Source organism: Limnobacter thiooxidans (assembly GCF_036323495.1).
Classification (GTDB): Bacteria; Pseudomonadota; Gammaproteobacteria; order Burkholderiales; family Burkholderiaceae_B; genus Limnobacter; species Limnobacter thiooxidans.
Window position 1 is genome coordinate 1,954,064 of sequence record NZ_AP028947.1, and the last position, 21,674, is coordinate 1,975,737.

Genomic DNA, 21,674 nt, shown 5'->3' on the forward strand with positions numbered 1-21,674 from the left:
GTCAAACAGTTTTCAAATCCATGACAGTGAAGTGGAATGTACTACCCACACCCACTTCACTTTCCACCCAGATTTCTCCCTGCATCAACTCCACAAGCCGGCTTGTAATACTGAGGCCCAACCCTGTGCCGCCGAAGTTGCGTGTGATGGATGAATCGGCCTGCTCGAATGGTTTGAATATCGCGTCCATTTTTTCAAGGGGGATACCAATGCCTGTGTCACGGATGGAACACACCAGCTTGTGCAAGCCGCGGTTGTCACGCGTTGCATCCACGCGAATGTCCACCCCGCCCTGCTCCGTGAACTTGATGGCATTGCCTACCATGTTGTTGAGTACCTGCAACAAACGCACCGGGTCACCTAGCAGTTGATTGGGGCAAGCATCTGAAAACGTGCATTCAAGAGACAGGTTTTTTGCAGCCGCTTTGGGTATCATCGGCCCGATCGCCTGCTCGAACACCCGGCGTGGATCAAAGACCACTTTCTCGATCTTCATCATGCCGGCTTCAATTTTGGAGAAGTCGAGAATTTCGTTGACGATCACCAGGAGCGTATTTGCCGAATCGTGAGCCACCTGCAAAAACTCGCGCTGTGCCTTTGTTAATTGGGTCTCAAGGGCTAACTCGGTCATACCAATGATGCCATTCAATGGGGTGCGAATTTCATGACTCATGTTGGCAAGAAACTGGCTTTTTGCCCGGTTAGCACTTTCAGCAAGTTCTTTGGCCCGGGACTCACCATCCAGATGTTCGGTGGTTCGTTTCAGCATTTCAAAGGCAGGGCGAAACTCGGTGGGCAAGTTTTCAATTCGCAAATCAGGCTCATTTCCAGGTTTGGCTACAGGCGCATGTTCGAATTCATCGACCCGCTCCAGGGCACCCAACCAGCTTTTCAATGGGAACCAGATAATCAGCAAGCCGCCAATCAAACCACCCACAGCACTGGCCATGGCCACCCCAATCAAACCCCAGAAGCCGTCAGCAATGGCATCCACCGCAAATGTAAATCGCAGTACGCCGTAATCATAACCACCCGCGTTGATTGCTCGATTCACGTCATAAAGTTGTTCGGCAACTTGCTCACGAAGCCAAAGGGGTGAAGTACTTTTGGTGATCTGTGAATTCTGGGTTTTGATGACACCGCCCGAAAGATCAATGAACTTGGCGGAGGCGAAACGAGACCCTGCAATCGCCTTGTTCAGGGTTCGTTGAATGGTGTCGTAGTCGCCGATCACTGCGCTGTCAGAGACAGTTTGGGCGACCACTTCAATCATCATGTTGGCCGAGTCTTGGGCCTCCTCCAGCGTGCTGTGGTACTGGAAACGGGAAAAGGCCACGAAACTGATACTGACAAACAGCATCAGTGCAATGGTATACAGCAGAAATACCCGTCCGATCAGGGATGAGGGCAACAAACGGATACGGCTCATTTTTATTGCAAAACCTCAGCGCACAGCAATTGGGGCTGACGCATAAAAACGGCGGTAACTTTCATAGTCCTTGTCGGTGGCAGACAGAAAATGGCTGTCCGTATCGAGACCCACGGACTCGGAGGCACGTTTGAGAATCAACGCGCCTTCTTTGCTTTTGTGCATGTTGGTGAACGCATTGGCCACAGCCCTGACATCTTTGGCACTCACTTTATTGGATGCCATCAAAGCAAGGTCAAGATAATCTTCCGAAGTCCAAAGAATACGAAACTTGGTGCCCTGCTTCTCCGTAAAACCGTCAATCAACACCGAATTGCTGCCAACCGCCTTGGCGCGCCCAGCCAGTAATTGCGCGAATGCTGCATTCTGGTTGCCTGCAAAAACAGGATTGACCTCGATGCCTTGACTGATGAGCTGTGCCTGGGGAACGCGGTAGCCTATGAACGCCTCGGGGCCAGCAAATACCATGTCCTGCCCGTTCAGATCGGCAAGGGTACGAATGGGTGAGTTGTCCAAGACGGCGATTTGACCTTGCAGAGCAGGCCCAGTGCGACGACCGAATACTTTCCAGCCCAGCTTGTCACGTTCAGGACTGAACAGGTGATTGGAAAACACAAACTCTACTTCCTGAGCCAAAACATAAGCTGTGGTGTCAGCGGAAGTACGCCCGATTTTCAGTTCAAGCTTGACCCCACTTTTTTCACTGACGTGTTGAATAATCGGGTTCCAATAGGCCGCAGTTTTTGGAATGTCCCATTGATTCACCGGTGAAAAACGATAAACCGGCTGCTGCGCGTGGGCTGGTGAACCAGCCAACAACATCAAAGAAACCAGGAAAATGGAACGCAAAGTCATTTTTTCTTTCCAAAGAACGGGGGTGGACAGCATAGACCACCCCCACTGCAAGCAAAAGGTTAAACAGAGATGCTTTTCCGATTTTGCATTAGATACTACTTGGCAAATTGCACACCTTTGAATTGCTCGCGAAGTGTCGACTTCTGGATTTTACCAGTGGCACCGATCGGCATCGCATCAACAAACTCAACGTCATCCGGAATGTGCATTTTGGAAATGCTGCCCTCGTAAAACTTCAGGATTTCTTCCTTGCTGACCTCACTTCCGGGTTTTTTGACCACGATCAACAGCGGGCGCTCATTCCATTTTTCATGGGGGATGGCGATCACTGCAGACTGCAATACAGCCGGATGAGACATGGCAATGTTTTCAAGATCAATCGAACTGATCCATTCACCGCCCGACTTGATCACATCCTTGGTGCGGTCGGTGATCTGCATCAAACCATCCGGTGCCATTCGCGCGACATCGCCAGTGGCAAACCAGCGCTTTCCATCCTTGTCGTGACTAAAGGCTTTTGCACCATCTCCACCGTAGTATTCATTCAGTACCCAATGACCCCGCACGTGAAGTTCACCACTTTGCTCGAAATCCCAGGGCAACTCGGTGCCATCTTCAGCCAGCAGCTTCATGTCCACACCAAAAATGGTTCGCCCCTGCTTGGCCACAATTTCATACTGCTCCTGCTTGGGCAAATCACGCTCGTCACCTGACAACTTGGAGACTGTTCCAAGAGGAGACATTTCAGTGCTACCCCACCCTTGCATCAACTCCACTCCCATTTCATCGAAGGATTTGATCAAACTGATGGGAACGGCTGACCCGCCCACCAAAGACCGCTTCAAGGTGCTGAATGTGAGTTTGTTTTGCAGGACATGGTTGATCAAACCCAACCAGATTGTGGGCACACCGGCAGCCACAGTGACTCGCTCGTTTTCAAGCAGACTGTAAATGGAAGGGGCATCCAGCTGCGGCCCTGGCATGACCAGTTTGCAACCGGTCATCAAAGCCGCGTATGGCAAACCCCATGCATTGACATGGAACATGGGCACCACGGGGAGAATGGTGTCCTTGCGGGTCAAGGCAATTGCATCGGCACAATTGGACATCATGGCGTGCAACATCGTAGACCGGTGGGAATACAAAATACCTTTCGGATTACCTGTCGTGCCCGAGGTGTAGCACAGGGTACAGGCCGAGTTTTCATCGAACTCCGGCCATACATAGGTGTCATTCTGCGCCGCCAGCAATGCTTCATAGTTCAGCAAACCGTTAACGGGTGGCTCCGCAGGCATCTTGTCTTCGTCAATCAGTAACACCCAGCGCTTCACGGTGGGGCAATGCGGAGCGATTGCTTTGATCAGGGGCGCAAAGGTCAGATCAAAAAAGATGGTGGTGTCTTGCGCGTGGTTGATGATGTAAATCAACTGCTGCGGGGTGTAACGTGGGTTCAGGGTGTGGGTCACTGCGCCCATGCCTGCCACCGCATAATAGATTTCAAGGTGCCGGTGGCTGTTCCAGGCAATCGTGGCAATGTTCTCGCCCTGCTCAACACCCAAGCCGTGCAAGGCGTTGGCCAATTGCCTTGAACGTGCAGCGAGAGCCTTGAAGGTGATGCGATGCAAGTCGCCTTCAACCCGACGGGTTACCACCTCCTGCCAACCATAAAAACGTTCTGCATGCAGCAGAATTGAAGAAAGCAGCATCTCCTGCTTCATCATCAAACCGGGTTTCAACATCGTCTCTGTCTCCTTGTTCTGATTGGAATATTTTTTATAAAGTGTAACCCATGAAAGCGTAACAACAGTTCCATTTTGTAAGGTGTTTTGCACACGCATACCGGCTTGTGACAACAAGTTTGGTAAGTTGATCCCCAGACACAATAAATTTTCGAACAGCAACACAATGACTTCAAGCAGCACAACAAGCTATTGGCAAAACACGGATGTGCCCACGCGCCTGCCCGGTCCACCCAGCCTTCCCTTCGTGGGGTCTGCGTTCCTCATCGGGAACCCCAATCGGTTTTATGCCGTCATGCAGCGATGGGCCAGAAAATACGGCGACCTGTTTCACGTAAAGATTGGCGTCGACAGTTACATCGTTTCAAGCAACATGGCGCTGTCGAAGCTTTTGTTTGAAAATCGGCCCGAAGGTGTTGAGCGTCCACCGATGATTGCCCGCTCATTCAGCTCCATTGACCTGGTCAACAACCTGTTTGCTGCCGAGGGTGAAAACTGGCGCAAGCAACGCAAGGCGATTGCAAAATCGCTGAGCGCGCACAACCTTGGCAAGGCCGAGGACATGATTTTTCATGAAGTCCAGCGCAGGCTCGACAGAATGGATCAGCAAATCAAAGCCTCCATTGGAAAGCCCATCAATTTCCTGCCACATTCCAAGCAATTTTCACTGGGCATCATTTCTCGCCTGGTGTTTGGAGACGACTTTCGTCAAACCGCGGAGAATGACGAACTGTCCACCGAACTGAGCTTGATCTTCAACACACTGGCCAGTCGAACTGTTGCGCCAATCGAGTACTGGAAATGGTTCAAGTTACCCAAAGACCGGGCATTTGAACGCGTTAAAAACCGCCTGCGGCGTGACATCACGCAACGCGCTACCACCGCGCTTGAGCAGTTGCGGGAACAACCCAAGAACCACCGACCCGACAACCTGCTCGATGGGTTGCTGATGCATCAATTGGCCGAAGAACCTGCACAAGCCCTGAGCGAAGACGAAGTGTTTGCCAATGCTGTGGCACTGATTGCCGCCGGCATGGACACTACCTCGACCACCCTGGCCTGGGCGCTTTACCTGCTGGGCAAACACACCGAGATTCAACAGCAACTGCGCAGTGAATTACGCATCGCAACTCAGGGTACTGGGCGCCTGCCCACGCTATAGGGAGTACACACACAACCGCTTCTTGAAGCGGTCATCTGGGAGGCATTGCGCCTGTACCCTTCAGCCCCCTTCCTGATTGCCCACACCACGCAGGAATTTGAGTTTGAAAACCGGAAAATTCCCTCAAATACCAGCTTCTTTTTCATGCACGACCAGGCAGAAAAAACAGCCAATTCAAATGCCGGTTTCAACCCACAGCGCTGGCTTGATTCAGGAGAATTGGCCAAGGCGGTCAAAATGCTGCCCCTACCCTTTGGTATAGGCCAGCGCCTTTGCCCCGGCAGGAATTTGTCGTTGATGGAATTGAAAGCCTACCTGGCCGCATTGCTGTGCAGGTATGAATGGGAAAGCGCGGGGGAAGATGAACCCAACCGGGTTTACAAGTTCACCCTTGAACCAGAGAACATGCCGATTCGCTTCAAGGCTTTGTAACGTGTCATGCCTGGCGGCTGTGTGCCGCCTTCCAGATCACCCAGATGACCAAGGCTTGCAGCGGCAAACGCAGGTACAGCAAGACAACCGGAATGTTTGCAAACTGATCCGGGTTCATGGCCATGTGAATGTTGGCTGGCAGCACTGCAACGCAAAGCGCAATCAATCCAAAACCGGCCCACTTGCGGGTGCGTTCGACCAGTATTCCGATACCGCCCAGGATTTCAAAGATGCCGCTGATTTTGACAAGCGCTTCAGGGTTGCTGAAGTACGGCGGCACGATGCTGGAGAAGAAATCCAGCAATACGAAGTGCAAAATGCCAGCCCCGATGAAAAAGGCTGCAACAACAAGAACAGGAATTGGAGGCATGGCAGAAAAGGAAAGATTAAAACCAGGAATGTTAAACAAAAAACCCCCGCCTTTTGAGCGAGGGTTTCTTTAATTTTGGTGCGGCTGGCAGGAATTGAACCCACGACCCCTTGGTTCGTAGCCAAGTACTCTATCCAGCTGAGCTACAGCCGCAGAACAGAAGCGAGATTATGCCCCAAAGTATTTTCTTCTGCAAGTGCACAAGCCCACTTTTTTCAAAAATCTTCGTCAAACTCCGGCCAGGCTGTATTGGGCAACCAGTTTGCGGAATTCGTCCTCCTGGCGATCCAGTTCTTCATCGCTGAGTCGCAGTTCATTTTGAAGCACAAACCGGACTTCATTCATGCAGGCCAAAGCTGCTGCACTGTCGAGAAACAGTGCCCTACTTCGTCGAGCCAGTACGTCCTCGATGGTCACAGCCATTTCCTCGAGCACGGCCTGTGCGATTTCGGCTTCATTCAATACCAGATTTTCATGGATGGCAGAACCGGGCTTGCGCATGGGCAAATCATCCTCCAGGCGCATGTGCCGGGTTCTCGTGGGCTTGTTCAACCAGCCCTGCTGTTCGCACACCAAGTCCACCACTTCTTCGGCCATGCTGCGGTAGGTAGTCCACTTTCCACCAGTGATGGTCACAAGCCCGCTTGCTGCGGTGATCACGGTGTGTTCGCGCGAAATGCTTTTTGTGTTCTGTTTTTCTCCACCTGCATTGACCAAGGGGCGCAAGCCCACGAATACACTACGAACATCGGCCCGAGTAGGTGCCTTCGCCAGGTAAAGCGCGGCAGTATTCAATATGAAATCCACTTCCTCCGGCAAGGCATCGGGCTCCCAGGGTGCGTCGGCGCGGGGGGTGTCTGTGGTGCCGATCAAGGTTTTACCCTGCCAAGGCACAACGAACAGCACACGACCATCACTTGTTTTGGGCACAAGCAGGGCTTCCTTGGCGGGGTAGAAATGTTCATCGACCACCACGTGTACACCTTGGCTTGGGCTCAACATGGGTTTTGCTTCTGCAGAATCCATTTGGCGGATTTCATCAACCCACACACCGGTGGCATTGATCACCGCTTTGGATCTGAATGTGAAACACTCACCTGAAAAAACATCCCGAGCCTGTACTGCAGTGATTTTTTCGCCGACCTTGACAAAGCCAGTCACCGGCACATAGTTGATCGCCATTCCTCCCAGCTTGTGTAGCGTTTTCATCAGGGCGATGGCCAGGCGCGCATCATCAAACTGCGCATCAAAATAGCGAACACCGCCATGCAACTTGTGTTGCGAAATCGTGGGTACGGTGCGCAACACTTCGTTCTTTTTCATCAGGGTCGTGGGACCAACGCCCAACTTGCCGGCCAGCAAGTCGTACAACTTCAAACCAAACCAATAGAACAACTTCTGAAACACATTGCGCACAGGGATGACAAAGGCCAATGGTTTGACCAGGTTTGGCGCATTGAGCAACATGCGACCACGCTCTTCAAGCGCTTCACGAACCAGGCTGAAATTGCCCTGCGCCAAATAACGCACACCACCATGGGCCAACTTCGTTGCGCGTGAACTGGTGCCCTTGGCAAAATCATGGCCTTCGAGCAGAAGCACTTTCAAGCCCCGACTTGCCGCATCAACGGCACTGCCCAAACCTGTGGCACCGCCGCCAATGACGATCACGTCCCACTCATATTCTTCATGCGCCCTTGCTTTTAAAACCTCTAGGTGCTTTTTACGACTAAGCATCTGCCCATCCTTTGGAACGTTCTACGGCGCGGTGCCAACGATCCAGCAAGGCACCCCGTTCATCTATACCCATTGCGGGCTCAAACCGCGCATCCACCTGCCAGTTCGCAAGCAGGCTTTGTTCACTGTCAAATACCCCCACCGCAAGGCCGGCCAGGTAAGCGGCTCCCAAGGCAGTTGTCTCGGTGACGGTGGGGCGCACCACAGGAACACCCAGTAAATCCGCCTGAATTTGCATCAATAAATTGTTGTTCGAAGCTCCACCGTCGACACGCAATTCAAGCAGAGGCCTGGCCCCATCGCGCTGCATGGCCTGCACCAGGTCCACCGTTTGCAAGGCGATGCTTTCCAGTGCGGCCCGGGCGATATGCGCCCTGTTGGTGCCACGGGTCATGCCCACCAACGTGCCGCGAGCATACGGGTCCCAATGCGGCGCACCAAGCCCCGCAAATGCGGGGACCAGACACACGCCATCGGTATTGGGCACACTGGCCGCAAGTGCCTGCACGTCCGCAGATTTTTCAATAATGCCGAGGCCGTCGCGCAACCACTGCACCACGGCACCGCCCATGAACACACTGCCTTCCAGCATGTAACTGGTTTGTCCTTGAACGGTCCAGCCCACTGTGGTCAACAGGCGATTGTGACTTTCAACCACTTCGGTGCCTGTATTCATCAACATGAAACACCCAGTGCCATAGGTGTTTTTGGCTTCACCGGGTTTGAATGCTGTTTGTCCGAATGTGGCAGCTTGCTGATCACCGGCCACGCCTGCGATTGGAATGGCTGCACCGAAGTGAGCAGACTCGCAGTGCGCAATTTCTCCGCTTGATTCGCACACCTGCGGCAACAGGCTTCGCGGTATGTCGAACAAGGCGAGCAACTCATCGTCCCAGCTAAGTGTGTGTATGTTCAGCAGCATGCTGCGTGAAGCATTGCTGACATCTGTGGCGTGAGTGCGCCCGCCTGTCAGGTTCCAGATCAACCAACTGTCTATGGTACCGAAGGCCAGTTCACCAGCCTCAGCCTGCGCCCTTGCCCCGTCCACGTTGTTCAGGATCCAGTTCAGCTTGGTGGCAGAAAAATAGGAGTCCAGTTCAAGCCCGGTGGCGCGGCGAATCAGCGGCGCCTTGCCCTGCTCGCGCAATTTGTCGCAAAAAGCCGCAGTGCGGCGATCTTGCCAAACAATGGCGTTGTAAACCGGTAGGCCGGTTTTGCGGTTCCAGACTACCGTGGTTTCGCGCTGATTGGTAATACCAATACCGGCAATGTCCGAAGCCTTGATTCCAGCCTGCTCAATGGCGCCGCGCGCGCAGGCCAGTTGTGTGCGCCAGATGTCGTCCGGGCGATGCTCAACCCAACCGGCTTTTGGAAAAATCTGCTCAAATTCCTGCTGGCAACTGGCTACGACTTGAGCACGTTCATTGAATACAATCGCGCGTGAACTGGTCGTGCCTTGGTCGAGTGCCAAGATAAAACCCATGGGTGCGTCTCCTTGTTCTCTTTTTTATTTTCTTTGTCCGGTGCTGTTCCAGTTTCCAACATGCCGAGCCAGAAAGGCCTGCATGCCTTCAGCCTCAAATTGGCTGACACTCCACAAGGCATCAGTCAACAGATCGGGGTGACGCCAAATGTAAGTGTCTGCCTTCACTGTCTCGCCCGTAGTATTCAAAAACACTTCAATGTGCTCGCGGGCATATTCTGAACCCTCAAACACATCCAGATTGTGAATGTCCTCTGGTCGTACATTCAGCCACACCAAACCTTGCACCTGTGCCTGCGTGTTTCTGACCATGGCCGGGTAAGTTTCACCCGGCACGGCGTGGCGCTGAAATCCTTTCGCAATGGCATTCATGCAGGGATACACCCCTTTCACCACCTGCCCCCAAACGGGCAAATACATCAGTGAACCGTAAACAAAAACATGCCTGCCATCTTGCTCAATTTCCGAGCCCATGCGATGTTACCTTTTCAAATGAAAAACAATTAGAAAATGCCTGTAAGGAGACGATGTGAAAACAACAACTGATTTGTTCAATTTACAAGATAAGGTGGCTTTGGTCACGGGTGCAACACGGGGAATTGGTCTGGCCTGCGCCGAACTGCTGGCGTCCAAGGGGGCAACCGTAATCATTTCCAGCAGAAAACAGGATGCCTGCGAGCAAATTGCTGCGCAATTTCAGGCAGATGGCTTGAAGGCCGTACCCATGGCCTGCCACTTGGGGGAAATGGAGCAGATTGAGGCTTTGTACCAACAGATTGAAGCCAAATTCGGCAAGCTCGATATTCTCGTCAACAACGGGGCCACCAACCCGCACTTTGGCCCAATTTACGACACCGATTTGGCAGCGTTTCAAAAAACCTGTGATGTGAACATTCGCGGCTATTTTTACATGAGCAGCCATGGCTGCAAGTTGATGGCCAAAAACGGGGGCGGCAGCATTATCAATGTGGCGTCGGTTAATGGGGTGATTCCCGGCCTGTACCAGGGCATTTATTCCATTACCAAGGCGGCTGTCATTTCGATGACCAAGGCTTTCGCCAAAGAATGTGCACCGATGAAAGTGCGGGTGAACGCCTTGTTGCCTGGCGCCACCGACACGAAATTTGCCTCGGCCCTTGTGCACAACGATGCCATTCGCAATGCACTGCTGCAGCATGTGCCCATGAACCGGGTTGCACAGCCCAGTGAAATGGCGGGCACGGTGTTGTACCTGGCTTCGGAGGCATCGAGCTACACCACCGGGGCCTGCATCAATGTCGATGGCGGTTACCTGGTAGTGTAAGTTCATTACATGATTACTTGATCTGAATGCCTTTGTAATCTTCTTCGTTCAGCGTGCGCCCCATTTGCTGCCACAAAATGTGGCGCATTCGCTTGAACGGCACCAGCCGTGAACCCAGCCACACGCGGGCCGCATTGTTGCCATACACAATGCGCGGCTCGTTTTTCTGAATGCACTTCAACACGTAGTTGCAAATTTCATCAGGCGGTGTAGTAAGGAATTTCTTGGCAAACTTTTCATGTTCGGGCTTGCTGGCAATGTTGGTGTTGATGCCACCCGGATGAACCAGGTGCACCTGTACCTTGCTGTTGGACAATTCAACCATCAGTGATTCAGTGAAGCCACGTACTGCAAACTTGCTGGCACAGTAATCGGAATTGCTGGGTGTACCCACCAAGCCGAAAATGCTGGAGACATTCACCACGGCGCCTTCACCATTGGCCAGCAACTGCGGCAGGAATGCCCGGGTGCCATGTACCACACCCCAAAAGTTGATGCCCATGACCCGCTCATAGCTGTCGTCGCTCAGCGCCCAAACCGGGCGCCCTTCACCACTGACACCGGCGTTGTTGATGATGACATGCGCATCGCCCAAAGCCGCTTTCACGGCCTGCGCGAATGCATACACGCCCGCTTTGTCAGATACATCCAGCTTTTCTGAATACACCTGCACCTTGGCTGCCTGCAGAACCAGTTTCTCGGTTTCCTTCAAGCCTTTTTCGTCGTAATCGCATATCGCGATTTTGCTGCCCAAGCGTGCAAACATCAGCGCGTAGGAACGACCCATTCCGGAAGCTGCACCGGTAATGACAACAACCTTGTTCTTGAAATTCTTCATGCTGTAACTCCTTCCGTGACTGGTTTTGAAGCGGCTGCATTGGCGTTGCTGTTCGCATTCAGTGGCAATTGAAACGCATGGTCAGATGACTTGAAGTTTTTAGCCATTCGCAGGTAGGTGTAACTGAACCCAGGAAACATCGCCACCACATGGCCGCTCTTGCTTTTGTACCAGCTGGTACAACCGCCGCGTTTCCAGACAGTCTTTTCCATCTCGCTGTGAATGTGCGTGGTGTAGCGTTCTTCGGCCTGTGGTTTCACCTCAATAGCAGCAGCCTTCTTGGCCTTCACTTCCGAAATGGCACGCATGATGTAGTGCATCTGCGCTTCGATCACGAAAATTGCAGAGGTGTGTCCAATGCCGGTATTTGGCCCGGTCACGATGAACAGGTTGGGGAAACTGGGCACTGTGGTGCCCAGGTAGGCGCGTGGAAACTCGTCCCACACGTCGGCCAGTTTCGTGCCGCCAGTACCGATGACAGGGTAGGAAATCACGCCATCTGTGGCATCGTAGCCCGTGGAGTACACGATGCAATCCAGGTCAATCTGCTCACCGCTTTGAGTTTTGATACCGGTTTCATTGATTTCAGCAATGCCATCGGCCTTGTCATGCAGGCTGACATTGGGGCGGCAATATGCAGGGTACAGGGTATTACTCAAAATAATACGCTTGCAGCCGATGGTGAAATCGGGCGTGACCTTTTTGCGCAATACGGGGTCCTTGATCTGCTTCTTGATGTGATTCAAGGCTTCGCGCTGGGCAACATTCTTTAATGCAAAGTCGGAATACTTGAATGCGATTACCCTGCTTTCCAGTCCCCAGTAAATGGCCGAACGAGCCAGCTTTCGGATGGGCTCAACCTTCAGTAATGCACGCTGCCAAGGCTTGAAGACGCGGTCAGGGCGTGGCAATACCCAGTGCGGCGAACGCTGAAACACGTGCAAGTGCCCTACTTCCCCGGCAATCGCTGGAATAACCTGGGCCGCGCTGGCGCCACTGCCAATGATGGCAACCCGCTTGCCTTTGTGGTCGTAGTTTTGGTCCCAGGCATTGGTGTGAAAGGTTTTGCCCTTGAAGGACTCGCGGCCTTTGAAATTCGGAATCACCGGCGTGCTCAAGGGACCCGATGCATTGATCACGAATTGTGCCTTGATCACATCGCCGCCTTGCAGGTGGACATGCCAGCGTTGCTCGCTTTCATTCCACTCCGTGCGCTGCACATTGCTGTTGGTGCGGGTTTTCTCGCGAAGGCCATGCTTGGTAATGACGTGTTCCGTATAGCGCTGCAGCTCGGCGCCTTCTGCAAACATCTGGCTCCAGTCATAAGGCTCCGACTCGATGGAATACAGCAGCGATTGAACGTCCACCGCCGCACCAGGATAGGAATTCTGGCACCAGGTGCCGCCCATGAAATCGCGGCGTTCCAGCATGATGAAATCTTCGATGCCACGCTTTTTCAGGTTGATGGCAGCACATTGCCCGCCAAACCCACTGCCAATAATCACCACGCCGTATTCAGTCATTTTTTAACCCCGGTTGAAATTCAAGCTGGGATGAATGTATATCTGACTACGTACGTTGTCAATTACAAATTGAGCAATTGAGGGTAGAAGTAGCCCCCTAATTGGAGGATCAAATTCGGCTCGGGCTCGCAAAATTGGGGGATGTATTTTGGCCAATCAAACGAGGAGCGAACCCATGGCAATACCCCAGGCACTGATCAAGGATTTAGAAGGCGAAGTAAACGTAAGCCGCAACGGCGAGGTCGTCGCAGTAAAAGCAGGTGACTACCTTTTGCCTGGCGACGAAATTGCAACCGGAGCCACTGGTCGCCTGTCGCTGGAATTTCCGGGCGTTAACGGCCAAATGCCTGCAGCGGGCTTCATGTCATCCAACGGCAAACTGACCCTGGGTGAACAACCTGGCCCGAACGGTCAGCAAATGGTCGTGATAGAGGATGGTGAATGTTTCGAGTTCACCACCGAATTGGCTGAAAACTCGGCTGCTGCCGATGGTGGTGCCGTAGCGGGTTTGTTCGGTGCTGGGCTGTTGGGCGCAGGTGGTGGTGCTGTTGCTGGTGCAGGCGCATTGGCGGCCGGTGCATTTCTGGCTGGCGGTTCGAGCGATTCATCGGGCAGTGCAGGTGGTGCTTCCACGGGAACTGGAACAGGCGTGAACACCGCGGGAGGTTCAGGCACGGGCGGCGTGGGTGCAGGCGAATTCTCGTCGGAAGGCAGTCCACAAAGTTTGGAAGAATTCGTTGCAGAAAACCTGACACCGGAGAACGCACAGCAAAGCCTGCTTGAACCCATTCAAAATGCGTTGCAAAACAGCCAGAACAACCCGGAATCCACACCCGATAATTTGGCTGTGGCAGTTGAGCAAACCGGGCTGGGTATACTTGAAAATGTTCACGATGCTCTGGTTGCCACAACAGGCGAAGGCACACCCCAGGCAGACTTGATTCAACAGCTCGTTAACGGCATTGACCAAACACCACTTGGAGAACCACTGAGTCCACTTACCTCGGCGCTGACAGATGCAGTCAACACAGAACTTGGATTGGACACCTTGATTGCCGCCCTGCCCAACCTGGACCTTGCCGATGGCGGCCTGGTGACCAGCGTAGTCGATTTGGCTGATGGCATTACTCAACCTTTGAGCCAACAGATTGAACCCGTTGATCAATTGGTTGATGGACTTCGCACTGTGGCTGTTGAAGTGGACAATGTACTGGACGGCATTCTAAGCCAGATCACCACCGAGATACCTGACTTGCAAAGCCTGGATAGCGGGCTACCCACAGATTTAACTTCAGTGTTGCCTGCTGACCTGACTTCTGCCTTGCCTGCTGATCTGACTTCTGCCTTGCCCGCAGAAATCACTTCTGCCTTGCCAACCGAACTGGAAGGTGGACTGGCTGAATTGGTCGATGGAATTTTAGGGGGAGCGGATTCGCTTCAAGCAGCATTCGATGGGTTTGGCGGCGCAGGCTTGCCTGAGATTCCCGAAGGAGACCTGCTGGGTACATTAAGCACCGGTATTTCATCGGGTGCTGATGCGCTGGGTGGTCAATTGGGTGGGCTGCCAGGCCTCTCGATCGACGGCCTGCCAAGTTAAACCTTCATTTGATTAAAAAAAGCCCAGGCACTTTGAAGGGTGCCTGGGCTTTTCCAAATGAAGCAGACTGAGTCAATCACACTGACTCATTCAACGGGCTCAATCAAACTGATAGACCGCTACAGTGCCACTGACATCGCCATAACCCACAATCAACAAGGGTTTTGCGTTCGGGCTTTTCGCGGCAGGTACAAACTTCATGCCTTCCGGTGAAATGTCGCCGTTTGCAAAATTGGTGGTGCTGCGGATGTACTGTACAAATTCTGGTTTGGCTGGATTGGTCACCTTCATCACCAGGATTGAACTGGAACGCTCAAGACCGATAAACGCATAAAAATCGTTTCCAATCTGCCCCACCGTCAATGCTTCGGGTTCGGGACCCTTGTTGTCAAACCGGCCTGAAATGGCACCGTCGGCAAACAGCGTGTCTTTATTCGCATCATTCGCCAATTCACCATACACATAGCGTTCCACGTCTGAACCTGATTCGTACACCAGCTGGCCTGTTGCTGCATCAATGATCGAGTAGGAACGACCGCCCAAGGCATACACCTTGTCGTAATCACCGTCGTTGTCGGTGTCACCAAATCGGCCTGTGGAGGTGGTTGCAAACACGGTCAAGCGACCTGCAACTGAAGCCTGCTGAATACTCGCTGCATTAGGAAATGCAACGGGGTCCAACGTCAGGGCAGACAGTCGACGGGTTTCTTCAAGTGAGCCTGAAAGAGCACCAAAATTGGTCAGGAAGTCATTGCGATCATCGCCCTCATTCGCGGTCACAATGTAAGTTTTGCCGCCCACAGTGAAACTGGCCGCAGTGTCTGGCATATAAATACCCATCACATTAGGAAGTGTGATCAGCTCTGGCGGATTCAATACAGTGGCCCTGTCTGAAGGGGCAAACGCATTGCGCGCCAAACCATGGTCTTTGAAACCGAGCGCAAAAATGCGGCTGATACGCGCGGAAGCCAAATCCACTACGGCTATCGCATTGTTTTCCTGGAGTGTAATGAATGCAGTGCGGCTGTCAGGAGAAATTGAGACAAACTCAGGTTCCAGATCTTGCGCGACGCTTGCACCGGGTCGACCGATTCGAACACCAGAAGGCAATTCAGTTGCACGATTTCCACCCACGTTGAAATCGGTGAATCCGAGTTGAATGGCTGTGTCCGCAGGCACACCATTCACAACTCGAACAATTGAAATGGATCCTTCTGGGTCAATTCCATCTGTTCCGAAGGTGTCGCTCAGCTCAGCCTCGTTGGCCACCACCACTGCGCTTCCATCGGGTGAGAACGCCACGCTGTCAGGTAACACACCAACTGGCACTTTCTTGAGATATGTAAGGCTTCCGTTCGTAGCAATGCTGTAAAAAGCAATTACACCCTGAACAGTTTTGGGTGTGCCAGAAACAGCAACCGCCATCAGGTTGCCTGCAATGTCCAGGCTCTGAATACCGCCTGCGGTAAATCCGGCATCATTCACGTCGGCAGCAACGTCTTTTGTTCCATCAATCGTCAAGTTGGAAGCCGTGGTGGGCGACGCCAGTGCTGTGGCGCTGAGATTGGCCAATGACATGCGCTGAACAGTCAGCGCCCTGCCTGTAGCCGGTGCGGTGGCTGCCACATCTGAAATGTGAAATGAGGATTTGCTGCCTTCGTGATAGGCCACGATTTCAGCCACACCTGCCTGAGAAACACCATAGCGACCAACCAGCTTGCCCTGTGGCAAACCCTTTGCGGCTGCAACGGATTTTGCCAAGTGCGTCAATGCCTGGCCTTCGGTGGGTACTGTCACACCAGCGGCGAGCAATGCGCCTGGATTGGCTGCAGACCAATTTGCAGGCGTTGTAGCGCCGGGCGCCACACGTGCTGCATTGATCACAATACCGTTGTCGGGGTTGTTGTCGCTGTCCAGCGCTTGAATGAAACGGGCAATGTTCAAGGTGGCTGGGTCTGTGGCTGTGCCATCTGCGCCCATGTCAATCGGTGTAACCACACCTCCGGGCACGGCAACAGCCGGCAAGCGCACGCCGCCCACAGCAAAGGTCACTGACTCACCGGGACGGTAGCTAAAACCACCGTCAGTTGCTGTTGTACCAGATTGGGTGGCAGTACCATAAGCTGCGCCTGAAACTGCTGCATCTACAAATGTGCTTTTGAGGGGGGCATCGTCTGAGCCACCACAAGCTGAAACCAGAATGGCTGCCACACCAGCCGCGAGAATCTTTTTATTGAACATTAAACTCACCCGCAATATTGAATAAGCGGCAAGTGTGTTTCATGGGTGTTTAAGTTTGATGACAGTTACTTGACGGAGAGATGACAAACGGAAAAAGCAGAAAGGCAAGATAGATGCCTACATCTGTGTGGAACGCGACCTTCCACATTTCAATACCAGCTACACCATCCAAAGTAAAAACGCTTGCAACAATAGAGTCAGAGAATTGTTCTGTACCAAGCGATTTAGCACCTGAGGGTCAAGCCCACCCCACAATCAAATAGCGGAATCGAAGCATAGACACTGTCAAAAACCCACAGAATGCACGCCCTATTAGGCGACTGAAAACCGAACACACAGTCTATATTCGTGATTTTTTCGGTGCACTTTTATCAAAAAAACCAATTTGTACAAGGCTTACAACCCGGTTGCTGACAAGTCTTAGAATCCGATCGTTCTCCGTATTGAATCCGAACAAACATTCGTTTTACCATTACATCGCTCAATGTAACGGTTGAACACTCACCGTAACCGATGGAAGTTTCAAGTTATGCTGAATGCCCAGCAAGTTTTGGAAAACAGTTTCGTCAATAACGTGGCCCATGCTTACCTGAGCAAGGCCAAATTACCCAACCATGAGCGGGTAAAGGCTTGGCGTTATCGCAGTTTTCTTCCCATGCTGCACCGCCTGCATGGGTCACTGACCGGTTTTGCAACGCATCGTAGATCGATTGATGGCAGAACCATGGTGTGGCTCGAGGGTGGAAACCCTGAGGGCAGCCCAGTGGTCTTGCTCCATGGCTTCAGCTCTTGCAAAGAGAACTGGCTGCCCCTGCTGCCCTTTCTGATGAATAAGCATCGACTGCTCGTGCCCGACCTGCCTGGCTGGGGCCAAAGCCACTTCTGCAGCGAGAAAGTGTACGGCTTTGATCAACAGGTAGAGAGACTGGCCGACTGGGCCGAGTTGGTGTTGGAAGGCCCTGCGCACTGGGTGGGCAGCTCCATGGGCGGCGGAATTGCAGCATTGCTCGCGGCACGCCACAACAAGTGGGTAAGTTCCCTGACACTCATGAACGCCGCAGGAGTAGTTGGCAGCGAGCTGACACCCTTCGAGCGAAATTTGCAGGAAGGGCGCAACATGCTGATTGCACATGACATCAAGGGCGTGCTTGATTTGCTGGGCTCGACAATAGCCAGCCGAACCCTGCCTTGGTTGATGACACCTTTTGCCTACTGGGATGTGGTTTCCCGTCGCCATGTGAACCAGCACATTTTTCGCCAACTGCTGGAATATGCACCAAGCCCAGACCAGCCTTCATTTTCGGCGATCTCGGCACCCACGCTGATCGTATGGGGTGAGGAGGATGAAATCATTCATTCCAGTTGTGCCTACACATTCAAGGCATTGATACCCCACGCAGAGATCAAAAACCTTCCTGGTGTGGGACACATGCCCATGGTGGAAAACCCCGTCAAGGCCGCGAAATTGCTCAAGCAGTTTTGGCTTACGGCTCAATAACAACATTTTTTTCAAACCCAAAGTTTTTTTCGACGACACCCGAACAAACGCTCAGTTTTATTGAATGGAAGTATGATCATGAACAACGTTTTTTCAATGCCCATCGACAATCAGGCCTCAAGCAAGTCAGGCACAGCCCAACGAATTCCAATCCGGCACATGGATTTCAAATTCGATGGCAAAGACCTTGACCCCGTGTTTTTTCAAAACACGACTTTTGCCAGCGCCTACTTTCACGCCTTGTCCATCTTCCTGACTTTTGGTGAGGACCTGGTGATCGACACGGCCCGCCACCACCGTCAATTTGTCAAAGATGAAGCCTTGAAGGCTCGCGTCACGGCACTGATTGGTCAGGAAGCGATTCATTCCAAGTTGCACCATGAGTTCAATGACACCCTGGCTGAGAACGACTATCCAGTGAAGTTCTACCGCTTTCTGGCCGAGCAGGTCTTCAAGTACGGCTTCAAGCAACTGCCCAACGGCATGCAGCTTTCATTGATGGCCGGAATTGAGCACTTCACTGCCGTACTGGCCGAATACATGATGAAACATGAGGAAATCTTCTTCCTCAGCCAGGATGAAAAGCAACGCGCCTTGTGGATGTGGCACATGCTGGAAGAGTGCGAGCACAAGGACATTGCTTATGATGTGTATCAGCAACTGTCAGGCGACTACTTGATGCGCATTAGCGGATTCGGACTGGCGTTTGTCACCATCCTGATGCTGGTGCCGCTGGGTGGCGCCTTGATTCCGTTCCTGCGCAAGCCCAGCAGTGTATTCAAGCTGAGTTTCTGGAAAGATGCCCGTAAAAGCATGGACATGCTGTTCACCGGAAAAGACAGTGTCTTTGGCGGCAGCATGAAGCACATTCTTGACTACCTGCGCCGCGACTTCCACCCCAGCGACCATGACACCAGCGACTTGATGGCTTATTACAAGGAAAAGCTGCTGAATCCTGCCAATGGTCTGTTGAGCCCGTTCATGACCCGGGAATTTTACCCCGGTGCCAAGGCAGCCTGAGTTTGCGCGATACCGCGTCGAGAAATCCAAAGTGAGTCAAATATGAGTTTACTGAGAAGAAAAAAAGACCTGCCAAGCCATAACGCCTACGCCGTGGTGACTGGTGCGGGCAGTGGCATTGGCAGGAGTTTTGCGCTGGAAATTGCTCGCAGGCGGGGCGTGGTGGTTTGCGCCGACCTGAAACTGGAAGGTGCCCAGGAAACCGTACGACTGATCGAAGCCCAGGGAGGTAAAGCATTTGCTGTGGCTTGCGACGTGGGCGTGGCTGAACAGGTGGAACAATTGGCCGAGCAGGCCGAAGAGTTGATGGGGCACCCGGTGACTTTGCTCATCAACAACGCAGGCGTCGGGCTGGGCGGCAAAATTGAAGAAACCACGCTGGAAGACTGGCGCTGGTGCATGAATGTCAACTTGTGGGGCGTCATTCACGGCTGTCATTACTTCGTGCCCAAGTTCAAGCAGCTTGGCCGCGGCGCCATTGTCAACGTGGCATCCGCAGCGTCGTACACGGCAGCCCCGGAAATGAGCGCCTACAACACCACCAAAGCCGGTGTTCGCGCCTTGTCAGAAACATTGTTCGCAGAACTCAAAAAAGACAAGATTTCGGTGAATGTACTTTGCCCGACGCTGGTACCCACCAACATCATCAAGGACGGTCGTCTGCCTGCACGGTATTCCAAGCTGGCCAATCACGCCCTGATGAATTACGCCATGGTCACCAGCGACTCTGTGGCCACACTGACACTGAACCGGCTGGACAGCGGTGAGTTGTACACCACGCCCCAGGTCGACGCCAAACTGTTCTGGCTCATGAAACGTGCCGCCCCCAACCTGTACGCCAAGTTCCTGGGCTTTTCATATCAGTTTGTCAAATAATCCAAAAAAGGCTCACTACACACCATGCCAGTCGATAAAAACACAATTCATTCCAGTGACACCATCTACGACACATTCATTGTTGGCGCCGGTATCTCCGGTATTGCAGCGGCCATCAAGTTGAAGAAGGAAGGCTACCATCACTTCAAGATCATTGAAAAAGCGAAGCGAGTCGGCGGCACCTGGCGTGAAAACACCTACCCCGGCTGCGGATGCGATGTGCCTTCTTCCCTCTACTCCTATTCGTTTGCACCCAGCAGCAAGTGGAGCCGTCTGTTTGCACTGCAACCGGAAATTCTGGAATACCTTGAAGATGTCAGCGACAAATTCAACATCACCCCACTCATTGAATTTGAAAACGAACTTGAACAGGCTGCCTGGGACGACACGCGCCATCTCTGGGTGATGGACACCAGCAAGGGCCAGTATTTGGCCAGAACCGTGATATTCGCCACTGGCCCCATCACCGAATCCCAAATTCCAAATTTGCCTGGCCTGGAGACCTTCAAGGGCGAGACGTTTCACTCCGCCCGTTGGAACCACGATATCGACCTGACAGGCAAACGCGTGGCCGTGGTAGGCACCGGCGCTTCAGCCATTCAGTTCATTCCGCAGATTCAGCCCAAGGTCAAAAGCCTGGTTGTGTTTCAGCGTACCGCCCCGTGGGTGCTGCCCAAACCCGACCTGCAACTGGGCACCAAGGGCAAGATGCTGATGGACAAATTGCCAGTCATTCAAAGCACCTGGCGCAAGGCTGTGGCAGGCTCACTGAATGTGATCAACTTCGGCTTGCGAAACCCCAGCGTGCTGGAGCCTGTCAGCACCGCAGTCAAGCAACTGTTGAAGGTACAAATCAAGGACAAAGCCCTGCGCGAAGCAGTGACACCCGATTTCACATTGGGTTGCAAGCGAATCCTGTTTGCCAACAACTACTACCCTGCCCTGCAGGCCAGCAACACCCAACTTATTCCACATGGAATGACCCGAATCGAAGGCAACACCGTCATTTCTGCCAACGGCGAACGGCATGAAGTGGATGTGATCATCTGGGGAACCGGCTTCAATGTGTCGCACCCGCCCATTGGTAGAAAAGTGATCGATGCCAAAGGCCAGCGAATTGCCGACTTGTGGAAAAAGACCTCGCCAGAAGCGTACCTGGGTGCAACACTGCGCGATGTTCCCAATGCCTTCCTGGTACTGGGCCCCAACGTGTTGGTATACGACTCGTTCATTGGCCTGGCCGAAACGCAACTGGACTACATCATTGATGGCTTGAAACTGATCAAGAGCAAATCAATCAGCAAGCTCACCATCAAACCCGAGGTACTGGAGGCCCACAATCAGAAAGTGCAAAAACACCTGAAGGGCACCGTGTTCAATGCCGGTGGATGCAGAAGCTATTACCTCGACGAAAACGGCCGTAACTTCGCAGCCTGGCCGTGGTCACTCGCCACCCTGAAAAAACGACTGAGCCACTTCAATATGGCTGATTATGATGTGGTCATACAGTCGTCGAACAAGGCCGGTAAAAAAGCAGCTTAGGTCTTGGGGGATCGCGAGAAAAAAGCAGT

16 protein-coding genes, 1 tRNA gene and 1 pseudogene are annotated in these 21,674 nt (G+C 52.8%); 7 read left to right on the forward strand and 11 right to left on the reverse strand.

Annotation, left to right across the window (positions count from 1 at the left end; translation table 11 throughout):
• Position 1: 1 nt before the first annotated feature.
• The 3 genes from RGQ30_RS09005 to RGQ30_RS09015 form a co-directional block, all read right to left on the reverse strand.
• Positions 2-1,429, reverse strand: a complete 1,428-nt coding sequence (locus tag RGQ30_RS09005; RefSeq protein WP_130556232.1) for an ATP-binding protein — start codon at positions 1,427-1,429, stop codon at positions 2-4.
• A gap of 15 nt (positions 1,430-1,444) precedes the next feature.
• Entirely contained in the window at positions 1,445-2,284 is an 840-nt protein-coding gene (locus RGQ30_RS09010; protein ID WP_130556231.1) for a PhnD/SsuA/transferrin family substrate-binding protein, read from the reverse strand.
• 95 nt (positions 2,285-2,379) lie between these two features.
• On the reverse strand, positions 2,380-4,023 hold the full coding sequence (locus tag RGQ30_RS09015) for a long-chain-fatty-acid--CoA ligase (protein ID WP_130556230.1): 1,644 nt from the start codon (positions 4,021-4,023) through the stop codon (positions 2,380-2,382).
• 166 nt (positions 4,024-4,189) lie between these two features.
• Between RGQ30_RS09015 and RGQ30_RS09020 the strand changes: the two are divergent.
• Positions 4,190-5,617 (forward strand): annotated as a pseudogene (locus RGQ30_RS09020) (cytochrome P450).
• Positions 5,618-5,621: 4 nt separating this feature from the next.
• Here RGQ30_RS09020 and RGQ30_RS09025 read toward each other — a convergent pair.
• The 5 genes from RGQ30_RS09025 to RGQ30_RS09045 form a co-directional block, all read right to left on the reverse strand.
• Positions 5,622-6,026, reverse strand: coding sequence for a DoxX family protein (locus RGQ30_RS09025; RefSeq protein WP_338284353.1), 405 nt, complete (start codon positions 6,024-6,026; stop codon positions 5,622-5,624).
• A gap of 37 nt (positions 6,027-6,063) precedes the next feature.
• Positions 6,064-6,140: transfer RNA gene (locus tag RGQ30_RS09030), tRNA-Arg, on the reverse strand.
• Between the two features lie 75 nt (positions 6,141-6,215).
• On the reverse strand, positions 6,216-7,724 hold the full coding sequence (locus tag RGQ30_RS09035) for a glycerol-3-phosphate dehydrogenase/oxidase (RefSeq protein ID WP_130556226.1): 1,509 nt from the start codon (positions 7,722-7,724) through the stop codon (positions 6,216-6,218).
• Positions 7,717-9,207, reverse strand: a complete 1,491-nt coding sequence (glpK, locus tag RGQ30_RS09040) for a glycerol kinase GlpK (RefSeq protein ID WP_130556225.1) — start codon at positions 9,205-9,207, stop codon at positions 7,717-7,719. The genes RGQ30_RS09035 and glpK overlap by 8 nt, the downstream gene beginning before the upstream one ends.
• Before the next feature lie 24 nt (positions 9,208-9,231).
• Complete coding sequence (locus RGQ30_RS09045; RefSeq protein ID WP_130556224.1) at positions 9,232-9,681, reverse strand: gamma-glutamylcyclotransferase family protein; 450 nt, start codon at positions 9,679-9,681, stop codon at positions 9,232-9,234.
• 55 nt (positions 9,682-9,736) lie between these two features.
• Here RGQ30_RS09045 and RGQ30_RS09050 point away from each other — a divergent pair, with 55 nt between their 5' ends.
• Positions 9,737-10,510, forward strand: a complete 774-nt coding sequence (locus RGQ30_RS09050; protein ID WP_130556223.1) for an SDR family oxidoreductase — start codon at positions 9,737-9,739, stop codon at positions 10,508-10,510.
• A gap of 13 nt (positions 10,511-10,523) precedes the next feature.
• Here RGQ30_RS09050 and RGQ30_RS09055 read toward each other — a convergent pair whose 3' ends face one another.
• Positions 10,524-11,348, reverse strand: a complete 825-nt coding sequence (locus RGQ30_RS09055) for an SDR family NAD(P)-dependent oxidoreductase (protein WP_130556222.1) — start codon at positions 11,346-11,348, stop codon at positions 10,524-10,526.
• Complete coding sequence (locus tag RGQ30_RS09060) at positions 11,345-12,871, reverse strand: flavin-containing monooxygenase (RefSeq protein ID WP_130556221.1); 1,527 nt, start codon at positions 12,869-12,871, stop codon at positions 11,345-11,347. Before RGQ30_RS09060 ends, RGQ30_RS09055 begins: the two co-directional genes overlap by 4 nt.
• Positions 12,872-13,046: 175 nt before the next feature.
• Here RGQ30_RS09060 and RGQ30_RS09065 point away from each other — a divergent pair, with 175 nt between their 5' ends.
• On the forward strand, positions 13,047-14,468 hold the full coding sequence (locus RGQ30_RS09065; RefSeq protein WP_338284354.1) for a FecR family protein: 1,422 nt from the start codon (positions 13,047-13,049) through the stop codon (positions 14,466-14,468).
• A gap of 99 nt (positions 14,469-14,567) precedes the next feature.
• On the opposite strand, the gene RGQ30_RS09070 is transcribed toward RGQ30_RS09065, so the two are convergent.
• Complete coding sequence (locus tag RGQ30_RS09070) at positions 14,568-16,709, reverse strand: choice-of-anchor I family protein (protein WP_130556218.1); 2,142 nt, start codon at positions 16,707-16,709, stop codon at positions 14,568-14,570.
• A gap of 529 nt (positions 16,710-17,238) precedes the next feature.
• Here RGQ30_RS09070 and RGQ30_RS09075 point away from each other — a divergent pair.
• The 4 genes from RGQ30_RS09075 (at position 17,239) to RGQ30_RS09090 (ending at position 21,645) form a co-directional block, all read left to right on the forward strand.
• A complete protein-coding gene (locus RGQ30_RS09075) occupies positions 17,239-18,207 on the forward strand; it encodes an alpha/beta fold hydrolase (protein ID WP_130556217.1) in 969 nt (322 codons plus the stop codon).
• Positions 18,208-18,285: 78 nt separating this feature from the next.
• Positions 18,286-19,227 carry a metal-dependent hydrolase gene (locus RGQ30_RS09080; protein ID WP_298217114.1) on the forward strand — a complete coding sequence of 314 codons (942 nt, stop codon included), beginning with the start codon at positions 18,286-18,288 and terminating at the stop codon, positions 19,225-19,227.
• A 42-nt stretch (positions 19,228-19,269) separates the two neighbouring features.
• Positions 19,270-20,103 (forward strand): SDR family NAD(P)-dependent oxidoreductase, encoded by an 834-nt coding sequence (locus RGQ30_RS09085; RefSeq protein ID WP_130556216.1) that lies wholly within the window; start codon positions 19,270-19,272, stop codon positions 20,101-20,103.
• Positions 20,104-20,127: 24 nt separating this feature from the next.
• A complete protein-coding gene (locus RGQ30_RS09090; protein ID WP_130556215.1) occupies positions 20,128-21,645 on the forward strand; it encodes a flavin-containing monooxygenase in 1,518 nt (505 codons plus the stop codon).
• The last annotated feature ends 29 nt before the right edge of the window (positions 21,646-21,674 follow it).

Bases quoted from the DNA above. Each gene is read 5' to 3' on its own strand.
- RGQ30_RS09055 (WP_130556222.1), bottom strand. From the start codon at position 11,348: ATGAAGAATTTCAAGAACAAGGTTGTTGTCATTACCGGTGCAGCTTCC.
- RGQ30_RS09035 (WP_130556226.1), bottom strand. From the start codon at position 7,724: ATGCTTAGTCGTAAAAAGCACCTAGAGGTTTTAAAAGCAAGGGCGCAT.
- RGQ30_RS09060 (WP_130556221.1), bottom strand. From the start codon at position 12,871: ATGACTGAATACGGCGTGGTGATTATTGGCAGTGGGTTTGGCGGGCAA.
- RGQ30_RS09090 (WP_130556215.1), top strand. From the start codon at position 20,128: ATGCCAGTCGATAAAAACACAATTCATTCCAGTGACACCATCTACGAC.
- RGQ30_RS09070 (WP_130556218.1), bottom strand. From the start codon at position 16,709: ATGTTCAATAAAAAGATTCTCGCGGCTGGTGTGGCAGCCATTCTGGTT.
- RGQ30_RS09010 (WP_130556231.1), bottom strand. From the start codon at position 2,284: ATGACTTTGCGTTCCATTTTCCTGGTTTCTTTGATGTTGTTGGCTGGT.
- RGQ30_RS09080 (WP_298217114.1), top strand. From the start codon at position 18,286: ATGAACAACGTTTTTTCAATGCCCATCGACAATCAGGCCTCAAGCAAG.
- RGQ30_RS09005 (WP_130556232.1), bottom strand. From the start codon at position 1,429: ATGAGCCGTATCCGTTTGTTGCCCTCATCCCTGATCGGACGGGTATTT.
- glpK (WP_130556225.1), bottom strand. From the start codon at position 9,207: ATGGGTTTTATCTTGGCACTCGACCAAGGCACGACCAGTTCACGCGCG.
- RGQ30_RS09075 (WP_130556217.1), top strand. From the start codon at position 17,239: ATGCTGAATGCCCAGCAAGTTTTGGAAAACAGTTTCGTCAATAACGTG.
- RGQ30_RS09015 (WP_130556230.1), bottom strand. From the start codon at position 4,023: ATGTTGAAACCCGGTTTGATGATGAAGCAGGAGATGCTGCTTTCTTCA.
- RGQ30_RS09045 (WP_130556224.1), bottom strand. From the start codon at position 9,681: ATGGGCTCGGAAATTGAGCAAGATGGCAGGCATGTTTTTGTTTACGGT.
- RGQ30_RS09065 (WP_338284354.1), top strand. From the start codon at position 13,047: ATGGCAATACCCCAGGCACTGATCAAGGATTTAGAAGGCGAAGTAAAC.
- RGQ30_RS09085 (WP_130556216.1), top strand. From the start codon at position 19,270: ATGAGTTTACTGAGAAGAAAAAAAGACCTGCCAAGCCATAACGCCTAC.